Consider the following 12232-nt stretch of genomic DNA (forward strand, 5'->3'; position numbering starts at 1 on the left):
GTGCTTAAATCGCCGGATCTATCCAACCCTGAATACTAGTGTTATGCCTGAACCAGCCGGCTATGCTGTAGCGGGTTTGTGTTGCGGGCAAGACTTCATGTGGGAAACGACAACTCTCAAAGATCACCAGGGTACCGGCTTTCGGCTGTATTTTGCTTATTTGCTGGTCCTGCTCGTCATAAATCACCAGTTCACCGCCTTGCTCTAGGGTATTGAGGTAGCACACACTGGATAACACACGGTTGGAACGACCAACAAAAGCATCCAGATGTTTCTGATAAAAGTCGCCTTGTTGGTAGCGGGCATAGTGGGCTTCAAAATCTATTAAACCTAAAAAGCAGCGCTGATTCATATCCTGCTGCAGGAGTTGCATTAGCTGCAAATACTGCTGTTGTACCGGATTATCCGGGCTCAACCAGCAGGTCTGATCGCGGCGTATTTGCTGATCCAACTGGTGCTGGCCCTGACGTCCTACACCAGCAGTTTTTAACGACTGTTGCTGTACATCCTGATACAAGGCCCAGCATAAATCAGCTGGAATAGCCTGCTCCAGCACCATATAACCTTGCTGATAAAAGGGGGCTGCGATTTGGTTTAACCACTCTGTTGCTGTGGGCCATTGGTAGGGCATAAGGACTCTGCTATTGAACCTGAAGTTAAAACAGCGCTTTGTACGCCAGAAGTTCAGTGGCTGTCAATACAACACAGAACTTGATTCTGTGTTGTATTGAGCAGACTCAGTTAATACTGGTAGTAGCTGGCTTTTTTCAGTAAAGACTGTGCATCAATTTTACCTGTGACGCATTGATTGATATCGGCTTTTTTTACCACCCAGTAGTGATCTTTGGCATTACCGCGGCCGGATAAACTTAATTGAAAGGAAACAAACTCCTGCTCTTTTAAATCCCGTAAACTGGCACCGTAATCGCATAAGGTGTTACTAAATACCTGACCTACTTTGGCTACCAGCTCAGCCTGGCGTTGTGCAGCCTGTTTTTGCTGTTCGGCTCTTTGTTTGTTGTACAAAGCTTCTTCAGTCGCAAGCGTTTTTTGTAGCTGCGCTAGCTGAGTTTTCAGTTGCTCTGACTTTTGACCTATTTCTTTCAGTTTCTTTTGCTGGTCAGAATCTAATTTGCCAACCTTGGATGAAAACTCCAGATCCCGCTTTTCACGTTCGTAATCCCGCAAATCCCTTTCTATATCACGACGTTCTTCCCGCAGATCCCGTAGTTTTTCGCTTTGATCCTGCTGCTGTTCAGCCAGAGCTTCAGCAGCTTCCGCCATTTCTTCCACGGCTTCTTCATCGAAGCTAAAGCTAAAACTATTTGAAGTGCTGACTGGGTTGTCAACATTGGTCGAAACCACAACAGTGGTGCCAGGTGCGATATGGGTCATAGTGGGCACTGGTGGCATCACAAAATGTCGTAACCAGCCACTGTTGCTGTCTACTCGAAAGGCTACGCCCTGACCCATCAGATAACTATGCTGAATGCGGCCTATGCTGGAATGCTCTTCGCCACCTAATGAGCTTTGCAGTATGTCCTGCATTATTTTCAGGTTCTGGCCAAGTTTAGCGTTCACTTCTGTGGCAGCGAAACCGTTGCTTGCAATGATCAGGCCTGCTAACAGGGAGACTTTGCTGAATATCTTCATGAGTTTGTTACTCCACTAGGTTATCTGTTCTGAGTGTTCGGCGATGCACCAAGTTCGAGTCTGGCCTGACTTGGCTGGTAGTTTTCCTGCCAGTAGTGCCAGTCTGATTGACGTTGCTGATTGAGGTATTCCACCAGTTCCAGCATATCGGTGCGTCTCTCTTTGGTTTGTTGTTCGGTTAAATAATCTTTCAGCAAAATTAACTGCGACGCCTGCTGTTGCTGGGTGCTCTGTAATTGAGTCTGAAGATAATCCTGTTGCTCTTTGCGATAGCCTGCCAGCAAGCTTTCCAGTTGTTGCTGCTGCATCTGTTGGCCACCACGCCAGCTTAACGTCAGGCCGCTGTCCTGCATTTGTAGCTCCAGCGGTGACAAGCTAACGACTAAAGCCAGGACCGAAAAGGCCACGCTTAATTTCGGCCACCAGTTGCTGTTTTTAGCCGGTCGCTGCCATTGCTGGGCAAAGATCGACATTGTGTCCACTTCCGGCACTGGCGCAAAAAAAGGCGCTTTGGCTTGACGCTGCAACAGCTGTGCAGTCTGGAAGCGGCTGTACCATTCTGTATCAGGCTCCAGTTGCTGCTCGCATTCGCTGGCCGTAATTTTTCCGGCCAGCCAGGCTTCAAAAATTTGCTGACTGTTCGACATCTGCTAACTCCAACTGCGTACGCAGTTTATCTAAGGCCGCGTAAAATCTCGATTTGATGGTATTACTCGATAGCGCCAGCTGATCGGCAATTTCATCAAAGGTAAACTGTTGATAAAACCTCAGTTCTACCACTAAACGTTGTTCAGGTGGCAGGTGGCGCAACTGTTGCTGCACCAGACGCTGCGTCTGTTGGCCATACAGTTGCTGCTCAAAGCTTGGGGCTTCATCATCATAAAAATCATGCTCATCGGTAAACTCTGTCGTGGTTTTGCGTTTACGGAGCATATCCATTGCTCTGTAGTTGGCGATGCCAAACAACCAGCTTTTAAATGAGCTGTCGCCTCTGTACTGAGCCAGATTGCGGCACAGCACTATTAATACATCCTGCAGTAAATCGCGGGCGTCGTCGGGCGAACCCAATAAACGCAGGCCAAAATAATACAGAGGCGCCTGATATCTCGACACCAATTGCTGCCAGGCTTTGGCATCGCCGCCTATGGCTTTTTCTATTAAGCTCTCGTCGCTGCGTTTAAACACGTTGCATCTGTTTTGAAGTTGTCTTGATGGTAAGTCGTACAGGTATTGAAAATAGTTTGCCTGAATTGATAAAAAAGCAGGAATATTTCTGAAGTATTTTTAAGTGGCTCAATTTTAAGGGGAATTTTGTGGTTTGTCATAATGTTTAACATTGCGATAGGGACACGTAAAGTAACAACACATGCATCTTTAGCTGCCTCTCCGTCTGGCAGCGACAAGCAAAGCGCACGAAAACTCAGTTTAATACCCTTACTAATCTGCAAAGTCAGTAAAAGCTTAAGTTGCGCACTTAAACAAATTTGTACTTATGATTTATAGAGTAACGAGGTGTTTACAAGTTTGTCAGCACTATGTTTTTGGCCGCTACGGTTAGTATACCGGCATTGAACTGAAAGGAGGGCCTTGCATGATATTCGCTTTACTTATAGCGGCTATTTGTTGGTTCTTTGGCTTTAAGCTGGTGATCTGGTTAGTTAAAAGAGACGAAAACCTAAAAGATAAAGTGGTTACTTTAGGATTTGCTGCGCTATTTGTGTATGGTCTGGTTACCTGTACTTTTGGTTTACAGTATCTGGCCAGCGCAGAGAAACGAGGTTACGGGCAGGCTTTATTAGCTTTTGATTTACTCTGCCTCATATTAGTTTTTGTCTTTGATAAAGTGGCACCAAGTACAAATAAAACCAGGGATGATCTGATAGCTTTAGGGTTACTGGGATTTCCGGTTGGATGGTCTCTTCTGTCTGGCTTTTGGGATTTGTCCGCACCCTATTGGCTGATGGCACTGCAGTTTGTGTTTATGCCTTTTACCTGGCTGGCAGAAGGTTTTAGTTAAATTGTTAAGGAGATAAACATGGCGATTTGGTTAGTTAGCCGCCATAGCGGCGCCACGGCATGGATTGAACAGCAAGGCATTGCTATTGATCATAAGGTCAGTCATTTGGATGCTGATGCAGTGCAAAGCGGCGATACGGTGGTGGGTACCTTGCCCATACATATGGTGGCGGCGTTAAATGAGCGCGGCATTTATTACGTGCATCTGGAGCTGAATATCCCGGCGCATCTTCGTGGTCAGGAATTAACCCTGCAGCAAATGACGGAAGTGGGGGTCTCACTGGTAGCCTATAAGGCAGAGCGTGATAAAAGGCCAATTCTGTTTAATCAGCTGACTGATAAAAATGAAAATTGCTAAAAAACAGGGTTGAAAAACACAGAATTAGCATGTATCAATAAAACGTTCCTCACTCAACTCCAGACAAGTTTGTCATTTCACCCCGCGCGGCCGTCTTCATTCATGCTGAATGGGCCTAAGGGGAAGAGGAACAGGATCTGTTCACCACCAGGTTTATTAAGCCGTAAAACAAGGTTGTTGAAAGGCCAGACAGGGAGTCAGAGAGGACCACCTCTGGATGTCGACTGTGGCTGATGAACCATCTGCTTTATCCCCTGAAAAAGCTCAGGCTGCCGTTTGGCAGTTTGCCTGGCCTTGTGTTGCTTTTCATTTAATCAACGAATCAGGGGTTAAAGATGCCAAGAACAAGCAAAACACTGCAGAAAGAGCAGATAGATGCCATACAACTGAGCCTGGACCAATTGTCGCCCGACAACGGCTGGAAGCAGTACCGCTGCGAGTTGGTTACGCCTATGTTTGGCGGCGGCGTCAAAGCTGGAGTGGTCGACGAGCAAATGCCGGTGCGGGCCAGCGCCATTCGCGGCCAGTTGCGTTTTTGGTGGCGTATTGCCTGTGGCCCTTTTTCATCAGACAAAGAGATGTTTCAGCGCGAGCGGGAAATTTGGGGTGGTATTGGTGATAAGGAGGCGGTAGCCAGTAAGGTTGAAATTAGGGTTGTCGCAAAAGCTATTGAAGATAATCAACTACAAAGATCTTCAAGAGTGGCACAGAATGCAATTAAATACGCTTTTGGGCCTGCGACTATTAATGGGGAAGCAAATTGGCTTGCTGCAGGTTATGACTTCACGATTTGTATGCGATATGACGCCTCTGTTGCTAAAGATGTAGAAACCGCTTTGCGTTGGTTTGCTTGCTTTGGCGGAATCGGCGCCAGGACCCGACGTGGTTTTGGAGCATTGCAGGTCAGTGCCCTGATTGCAGTCTCGCAGGAAGAAGTCCACGATGTCGGAGGCCGTCTCGCATTTCAAGTCAGTGCCCTGATTGCAGTCTCGCAGGAAGAAGTCCACGATGTCGGAGGCCGTCTCGCATTTCAAGTCAGTGCCCTGATTGCAGTCTCGCAGGAAGAAGTCCACGATGTCGGAGGCCGACTCGCATTTCAAGCAACTGAAAAGGGGGCATCTTATTCCGCCTGGGATAGTGCATTAGAGGCCTTGCATAAATTCAGACAAGGTGCAGGCACCGGACGAAGAGCAGGAGGACAACGCCCAGGTCGAAGCTTCTGGCCGGAACCCGATCAACTGCGTCGATTCACCAATAAAAACCTCATGGGTAGGCATATGCCAGAGCACCCAGCTGGAAATGTATTCCCCCGCGCTGCATTTGGCCTGCCAATTACCTTTAATTTTAGAAATCCAGAAGAACCACGAAAAATGGAATTGCTGCCCCAAGGTGGCGCAGAGCGCATGGCGAGCCCGCTTATATTAAGACCTTACTGGGATGGCTCTAAATGGTGGTCGTGCGCGCTACTGCTCCCTGGTTGGGAAAAAGCACTTAGTCAAAAATTGACCTTTAAAAATGCAGGCTTTGAACCAAAAAGTTGGCCTGCTGATCTGACTGCAAGGCAAAAGTTAACCACTACCATCCGGCCAATGAATAAAAACGGTGAGCCAAGAGCGCTCGACCCTTTATCAGCCTTTATGCACTACTTTGCGGAGGCTAACTAATGGCTCAGTATCTGGTGACTCTGGCGCTTGGTCCTGTGCAGGGCCTGATTGAAGCGGCGCGTCGCACCCGCGATTTATGGTGTGGTTCCTGGTTATTAAGTGAGGCGGCCAAAGCGGCGGCTTTGGTGCTGCATCAGCATCAGCCGGGCTGCCTGATCTTTCCTTGCCCGGCCAACCCCAAGCAAGAGCTAAAACCTTCAGAACGCATTCAGGACGATTTTGCCAATATCGCCAATATTCTGCGTGCCGAAATCAGTGCCGACTCGGAACAGGCCGTTCGTCAGGTGTTGGAACAAGCCAAACAAGCGGCCGCAGACCGGTTGGCGGATTTGTGTCTGCGTGGCCGCGGCAAACTCAGCAACTTGCCTTTTCACGAGGATATTTGGAATAGCCAGTGCAAAGACATTCTGGAAAGCTTCGCCGCCTGGGTGCTAATAGCGGAAGGCCAGGAAGGTTATGCCAATGCTTCTGTCCGGTTAGGTGGCTTATTAGCAGCACGCAAAGCCACCCGCGATTTCGTCGCTGCGGCAGCAGAAGCCAATGGTCTGGGCTTTGGTATTCCCAAGTCATCGCTTGACGGTAGCCGGGAGTCGGTGATTAACCTGTCGCGCGATAAGCGGAAAGACCCTCAGTACCGCACTGCGTTGCTTAAATTGGGCCTTGGCGAAGGTGAAGAGCTGGATGCACTGGCGGTGGCTAAACGTATGGCCGGTGCCACCGACCAATTTACCGCCTATTCGCGTATTGCCGCCGACAGCTGGCTGGAAACTATCACGGCGGCAGCGCAAAGCCTGGATGGCGTCAACAAAGCGTACGAAGCCTTAGTGGAAGCTGGGCTTGCCACCAAGGTAGCAGGCAATAACGGCATCTATAACAACATGCCTTACGACGCCCAGATGCTATTTGGTTTTCGGCTCGACAATGCCATCACTGCTGCCCACAAAGAAAGCCAGGACGATCTGCCGCTGTTGCAGGCCATGCAAAATGAACTCAGAGCGCTGACTCGAGAGCACCAGGAGCCGGTGCCTTATGCGGTGATCCTAAAAGCCGACGGTGACCGCATGGGCGAACTGTTGAGTAAAGCCAGCAGCGCTGAAAAGTCCCGCCAAATATCGCAAGCTTTACATGGGTTTGCCCAACAGGTGCGTGCTGTGGTGCGGCAGTACCGTGGCCATGCCATTTATGCCGGGGGTGACGATGTGCTGGCACTGCTGCCACTGCAACAAGCGCTGCCGTGCGCGCAGCAACTGGCGCACTTATTTGCAGAGGCTTTAAACCCTGTGGCGGAACAGCTGGGCGTGGCCATGTCCGAGCGGCCGACTTTGTCGGTCGGTTTGGGCATCGGGCATTTAATGCAGCCGCTTGGCCATTTACGTAGCAGGGCCAATGCCGCCGAGGCCTCCGCCAAAGGCAATAGCGCCGCGCAGCCACGTAATGCGCTGGCTATTCAGTTGGGCATTCGTGGTGGCGCAGAAGTCAGTTTCCGCTGTCGCTGGGACGACCCGCAAAGCCTGGATTTTCTGCAAAAAATGACCGAGGCCTATCAAAGCAATCAATGCCCGTCGCGGCTGGCCTACGAGTTACGCGCCATAGGGCTGCGACTTAGCTGGGCCAAAGCAGAAGAGCCACAACCTCTGCCCGGTATTCATGCGGCAGAGCTTAGCCGCACCTTAGCGCGCAAACGCCAAAGCGGCGGCGAGGGCGAACTCAGTAGCGCAACCAAGGCACTGCTAGCCGCTCAGGCCGAAAAAGTTGGCCTGCTTGACCTCGCCGACAGCCTGATTATCGCCCGTTGGTTGTCGGCCCGCACAGCACAGGATTTAGGAGCCATGCAATGAGCACTAAAGCATTCACCAGCTATTTAATAGAGCCCAAAGCACCACTTATTATTCGTTCCGGCCGACCTTTTGACGACCAAACTGGCGCCGACCAAGCCCGTTTCCCGCCACCTTCTACCTTAGCCGGCGCCTTACGTACCGCTTATGCGCTGGGCGCTGGCGAGCCACTGGGGCCGCAGCTGGCCAGGCTGGCTGTGGCCGGGCCTTTGCCCGTGCGTTTGCCCGCTGGCAAAGCACCAGTGCTGCTGGTGCCAAAACCAGCCGACGCTTTGTATTTTTGGGCAGAGCAGCAAGGCAAAAAAGTAAAACAACTGGTGCGGGCTGCGCCATCAGCCCTGGCCGCAGGCGAAGGCTGCGATTTACCAGCAGATGGCTTATTGCCAGTTCAGCTCTGTGAGCCTGTGCTGGGTAAACCAGCGCCGGGTCCGCGCTGGTGGAGCTACAGCGATTTACTGGCGTGGCGCCAGCCGGACAAAGCAGCGCCCAGTTATCAGCAGCTATGTGATAACGGCTGGTTGCCACCCGAAGATGATATTCGCACCCATGTGGCGATAGACCCGCACAGCCAGGCGGCAGACAGCGGCAAAATCTTTCAAACCGCCGGGCTTAATTTCTGGCAAAAAGCCACGCCAGAGCAGGGCGCCGGGCCTTTTCCTGCGGTAGCCATTGGTTTGGTGGGCTGTATGGCGCTTCCTATAAACGCGGAGCCCATTAAGGCGGGGGTGATTACCTTAGGCGGTGAACGCAGGCTGGCGGCCATTTCCAGCAAAGATGGCTTGTGGCCTGTAGCACCAAAAGCCTTGGCTGAGTCCATCCGTCAGGCCGGGGGTCTATGCCTGACTTTATTAACCCCAGCCTTATTTAGCCAGGGCTGGCGGCCCGGTTGGTTAAACCAGCAGTTAGAAGGTACGCCACCTGGGGGAACTGGCGTCACACTGCGTTTACGGGCTGCAGCGCTGGAGCGCTGGCAACCGCATTCCGGCTGGGATTTAGCCAAACAACAACCCAGGGCAGGCCGAAAACTAATTCCGGCAGGGGCCACCTACTGGTTTGAATTGCCGGGCACACAGGACACAGCGGCAATACAGCAACTGGTGCAAGCGCTGTGGCTGACCAGTATTTGCGATAACACCCAGGACCAGCTGGACGGCTTCGGCCTGGTACTGCCACAGCCCTGGCACCCTGCATAACCTAACACTTAAGGAGGCATCTGCTATGAACCCAAAAATTTATCATCTACAGGCATTGTCGGCGCTGCATTGTGGTATTGGCCAGTCGGCCGGAGTGGTGGATTTACCCATAGCCCGTGACAAAGCCACCAATTTACCGCTGGTGCCGGGCTCATCTCTGCGTGGCGTGCTGCGCGAGGAGTTAACGGCTGAAGACGAAGCCAGTGCCAAAATATTGTTTGGCCCTAAAGGCATTAGTGGTGCCAGCGACGCTTATGCCGGTGCTTTGGCGCTCGGCGATGCGCACTTGCTGCTACTGCCAGTGCGGGCTTTAGCCGGAATTATGGCCTACGCCACCTGTCCGTTTATTTTGCAGCGTTATGCTAAAGATGCCGGGGTGGAGGAAAAAATTCCGCAGCCCGGCAACAATACCGCGCTTTGCGCCGCTGGCAACGTTAATGTGATAGACAATAAAGTGGTGCTGGAAGAGCTGGACCTGAACTGGCAGCAGAGCGACGGCGCAGCCTTTTGGGCTAAGGAGATTGCTTCCACCATCTATGCCGGTGATGACGACGCGCAGCAGGACTTCACCCAGCGTTTTTTAATACTGCCCGACAGCGTCTTTGCATTTTTAGCCGACACCGCCACTGAAATTCGCGCCCGTATTGCCATTGATCAGAACACTGGCGTGGTGGCCAAAGGCGCACTTTGGTACGAAGAAAACCTTCCCGCCGAAACTGTACTCTGGGGCATTTATGCATTGTCGGATTCTCGGCATAAAGGCGATAAACTCAGCGCCGAAGAGCTGCAGCCACTGATCCCCGCCAAAGCCTTGCTGCAACTGGGCGGCAAAGCTGGGGTGGGCCGTGGCCTGGTGAATTTTTTTAGCGGAGGTGCGGCATGAGCCAGATTCGCAGCCACCAGTTGGCCAAAGCCGCCTTTGAACGGGTACAGGCACGCAGCAAGCCACAGTTTGAGGCCTGCCAAAAAGCCTATGGCGCTTTGGCCCATAAGTTGCCGGTGTTAATTTTGCAGCATGGCCTGGCGCAGGCCACCGGCTTTTTGCTGGCCAAAGGTAAAGACGAACATATAGCCCTGTTAAACGACCTGGCCCAGGTGCTTGGCGTGCCAAGCAGTGGGAATGGCGATGGCGAAGCGCTGCATCAACGTATTATCGAGGCCGACGCGGCGAAAACCATGCTGCTGACCCGTCAGGCACTGGACGCCAGTGGTTGGTTAAAACGTTATGTGCAGGGCGTACTAAAAGTAGATGCCACAGGTGAAAGCTCGTTCGAGTCGGCTGCAGGAGCAGAATAATGACCCAGTTAATACGTACAGCGCTGAAAACAGCTTTCTCCACCGCCAAAGACGCCAACGCTGCTTTATTGTTGCAACGGGGCTGGGCAAACTTTACCCAGCAAAAATCTGCCAATGAGGCGGGCAGCAAAACCGAACATATAGCGCGGATTTGTGGGATTCCGGCGTCGCCTTTTTATACCCGTGCTTACGACCGCTGGCTGGAAAACACCAGTGGCGCCAATTTTCTTCGGCTGGTACTGAAAGTTGATAACCGATTACTGATTGGCTTAAGCGGAGGCGGCGCTTTAGAAACTGGCTGTGCTTTAAGCCATAACCACGGTATGCCTTATATTCCGGGCTCCAGCATTAAAGGGGCAGTGCGGGCCTGGGCTGAGGCTGCTTTGTCTGAGCACAAAGCTCTGTTCGATGAGTTATTTGGCGCCAAAGATTCAAGCAGTGCCGCTTTGCTGGAATTTTATGACGCCTGGTGGGTGCCGCACAGTGCGCCGGGCCATTATAACAACCGGCCTTTTGTTCAAGACATTGTCACCACCCACCACGCTGAGTATTACCAGGGTAAAGGCGCTGCGGCAAGCGACCTGGATAGCCCGGTGCCCAATGCGCTGGTGGCGGTGCAGGGCAGTTTTGTCTTTGTGGTGGGCACAGTGCCCGATTATGCGCCGCTGGTTAAAAACCTGCTGCAAAAAGCGCTGGCGGCCAATGGTATTGGTGCCAAAACGGCGTCAGGGTATGGCTATTTTTCCGCCGACGACAAAAGAACCAAAGCCTTAACGCAACAAGCGAACCTGGCACAAGTGGCTGACCTGCCGCCCGAGCAGCAACAAGACATGAGGTTGCGACACGAGTTGCAAGCCATGTCGGAAGAGGCACTGGCACTGATGTTTAGCAAAAACCGCAATCAAACCAAAGCCAGGCCAGATTTTGAGCAACTGCTGGCTTTTGTGAAAACCGAATACAGCAGCCAGATTAGCGGCTGGCCACAAAAATCGGCCAATTTTGTCAAAGCCTATAAGTTTCTGCATAACAACAGCGGCAGCGACGACTAACCCCTTAACTCAAAGTTCAGCAACTAAAAAGGCCAGAGCATAACGCTACTGGCCTTTTTTCTATGCGTCAGTCCTGGCATAACCGGGCAGTGGTTAAACTGCTCTCGAAGATTTCAGAAGGACATACAATAGTCTTAATCCCGTCATAACCGGGCAGTGGTTAAACTCTCAGACTTTTCCGCCTACGAAGGCACTTAGGTCTTAATCCCGTCATAACCGGGCAGTGGTTAAACCAAAACAAACTCACGTTCTATCAAAGCTATGCTGTCTTAATCCCGTCATAACCGGGCAGTGGTTAAACAGGGCCGGGGAGTGAATGCATGTCCAAATCAGAGTCTTAATCCCGTCATAACCGGGCAGTGGTTAAACAGGTTTTGAACCAAAAGCAGGTGCCGTAGCGTTTGTCTTAATCCCGTCATAACCGGGCAGTGGTTAAACTCTAGCTTCTGGAGGCCGCGCCAGTCAAGGGCTGCAGACCCCAAAGTCGGTGCGAACCTACCAAATTCCCTAATAAGTAAACAAAACCGTCCATAAACCACAAACTCTCGCAAAAAGACGTGATTATTGCTAATAAAAACAACGGTCTGCGCCAAAGCCCAAAAATGGCCAAAAACAGCCGTTTTACCCTAAAAAACGCCCTTATTACCACGCCAGTTTGCATACGCTTTTTGCAACTTCAGCCTGAGTGCTTTTTAAAGCAGCTAAAACAAAAACAGCCTGGATAACGAAGATAACAAACAAACTTGTCTGGGCGTCAGGCGCGCTTTGCATGCCCATAATGCCAAGCCACCATAAGTTGGTTTTAAGTTCGATGGTTAATCACAGAAGGAGCCTGACAATGGCGTTTTGGTTAGTCAGCCGCTACAGCGGCGAACAGAACTGGATAGAACTTGATCGTATGCCTTGTGATTCCACCTTAGTTGACTGGTTAGACCCCGGCGTCACACCAGGCGATATAGTGCTGGGGGCTTTACCCATGCCGGTGGTGGCGCAGTTAAATTTAATGGGGGGGCATGTGGTGCAGCTGGCGTTGGCCGAAGCCGACGGGGCGGCGCAGAACCTGGCTCAGATGGCGGCGGCTGGGCTAACGGCGGTTTGTTACAAAGCCGCGCCAGCCGAGCGGGTTTCATTTTTAGAACGATTAGGCATAAATAGCTGATTGAAAAAC

General features: G+C 51.5%; 13 protein-coding genes and 1 CRISPR repeat array. Of the genes, 9 read left to right on the forward strand and 4 right to left on the reverse strand.

Annotated elements, in window-relative coordinates; translation table 11 throughout:
* Nucleotides 1-4: 4 nt before the first annotated feature.
* The 4 genes from EMM73_RS03445 to EMM73_RS03460 form a co-directional block, all read right to left on the reverse strand.
* Nucleotides 5-631 (reverse strand): 2OG-Fe(II) oxygenase, encoded by a 627-nt coding sequence (locus EMM73_RS03445; RefSeq protein ID WP_127685066.1) that lies wholly within the window; start codon nucleotides 629-631, stop codon nucleotides 5-7.
* 110 nt (nucleotides 632-741) lie between these two features.
* A complete protein-coding gene (locus EMM73_RS03450) occupies nucleotides 742-1653 on the reverse strand; it encodes a GAS domain-containing protein (protein ID WP_127685067.1) in 912 nt (303 codons plus the stop codon).
* A gap of 20 nt (nucleotides 1654-1673) precedes the next feature.
* The gene (locus EMM73_RS03455; protein ID WP_127685068.1) at nucleotides 1674-2300 is read right to left on the reverse strand and encodes a hypothetical protein; all 627 of its coding nucleotides are present in this window, start codon (nucleotides 2298-2300) and stop codon (nucleotides 1674-1676) included.
* The gene (locus EMM73_RS03460; RefSeq protein WP_127685069.1) at nucleotides 2275-2838 is read right to left on the reverse strand and encodes an RNA polymerase sigma factor; all 564 of its coding nucleotides are present in this window, start codon (nucleotides 2836-2838) and stop codon (nucleotides 2275-2277) included. The genes EMM73_RS03455 and EMM73_RS03460 overlap by 26 nt, the downstream gene beginning before the upstream one ends.
* A gap of 406 nt (nucleotides 2839-3244) precedes the next feature.
* On the opposite strand from EMM73_RS03460, the gene EMM73_RS03465 reads away from it, so the two are divergent.
* From EMM73_RS03465 to EMM73_RS03505, 9 genes are all read left to right on the forward strand, one after another.
* Nucleotides 3245-3670, forward strand: coding sequence for a hypothetical protein (locus EMM73_RS03465; protein WP_127685070.1), 426 nt, complete (start codon nucleotides 3245-3247; stop codon nucleotides 3668-3670).
* Between the two features lie 18 nt (nucleotides 3671-3688).
* Nucleotides 3689-4027 carry a CRISPR-associated protein Csx16 gene (gene csx16, locus EMM73_RS03470; protein WP_127685071.1) on the forward strand — a complete coding sequence of 113 codons (339 nt, stop codon included), beginning with the start codon at nucleotides 3689-3691 and terminating at the stop codon, nucleotides 4025-4027.
* A 335-nt stretch (nucleotides 4028-4362) separates the two neighbouring features.
* Nucleotides 4363-5691 carry a type III-B CRISPR module RAMP protein Cmr1 gene (cmr1, locus tag EMM73_RS03475; RefSeq protein ID WP_127685072.1) on the forward strand — a complete coding sequence of 443 codons (1329 nt, stop codon included), beginning with the start codon at nucleotides 4363-4365 and terminating at the stop codon, nucleotides 5689-5691.
* Nucleotides 5691-7529 (forward strand): type III-B CRISPR-associated protein Cas10/Cmr2, encoded by a 1839-nt coding sequence (cas10, locus tag EMM73_RS03480; protein ID WP_127685073.1) that lies wholly within the window; start codon nucleotides 5691-5693, stop codon nucleotides 7527-7529. The genes cmr1 and cas10 overlap by 1 nt, the downstream gene beginning before the upstream one ends.
* On the forward strand, nucleotides 7526-8719 hold the full coding sequence (locus EMM73_RS03485) for a type III-B CRISPR module-associated Cmr3 family protein (protein WP_127685074.1): 1194 nt from the start codon (nucleotides 7526-7528) through the stop codon (nucleotides 8717-8719). Before cas10 ends, EMM73_RS03485 begins: the two co-directional genes overlap by 4 nt.
* A 25-nt stretch (nucleotides 8720-8744) precedes the next feature.
* Nucleotides 8745-9602 (forward strand): type III-B CRISPR module RAMP protein Cmr4, encoded by an 858-nt coding sequence (gene cmr4 / locus EMM73_RS03490; protein WP_127685075.1) that lies wholly within the window; start codon nucleotides 8745-8747, stop codon nucleotides 9600-9602.
* On the forward strand, nucleotides 9599-10015 hold the full coding sequence (cmr5, locus tag EMM73_RS03495) for a type III-B CRISPR module-associated protein Cmr5 (protein ID WP_127685076.1): 417 nt from the start codon (nucleotides 9599-9601) through the stop codon (nucleotides 10013-10015). The genes cmr4 and cmr5 overlap by 4 nt, the downstream gene beginning before the upstream one ends.
* Nucleotides 10015-11064 carry a type III-B CRISPR module RAMP protein Cmr6 gene (gene cmr6, locus EMM73_RS03500; RefSeq protein ID WP_127685077.1) on the forward strand — a complete coding sequence of 350 codons (1050 nt, stop codon included), beginning with the start codon at nucleotides 10015-10017 and terminating at the stop codon, nucleotides 11062-11064. Before cmr5 ends, cmr6 begins: the two co-directional genes overlap by 1 nt.
* 64 nt (nucleotides 11065-11128) lie before the next feature.
* A CRISPR array of direct repeats spans nucleotides 11129-11502; the repeat unit is 35 nt; unit sequence GTCTTAATCCCGTCATAACCGGGCAGTGGTTAAAC.
* Nucleotides 11503-11902: 400 nt separating this feature from the next.
* The gene (locus EMM73_RS03505; RefSeq protein WP_186435112.1) at nucleotides 11903-12223 is read left to right on the forward strand and encodes a CRISPR-associated protein Csx16; all 321 of its coding nucleotides are present in this window, start codon (nucleotides 11903-11905) and stop codon (nucleotides 12221-12223) included.
* Nucleotides 12224-12232 lie beyond the last annotated feature (9 nt).

It is taken from the genome of Rheinheimera sediminis (assembly GCF_004005375.1).
Lineage (GTDB): Bacteria > Pseudomonadota > Gammaproteobacteria > Enterobacterales > Alteromonadaceae > Pararheinheimera.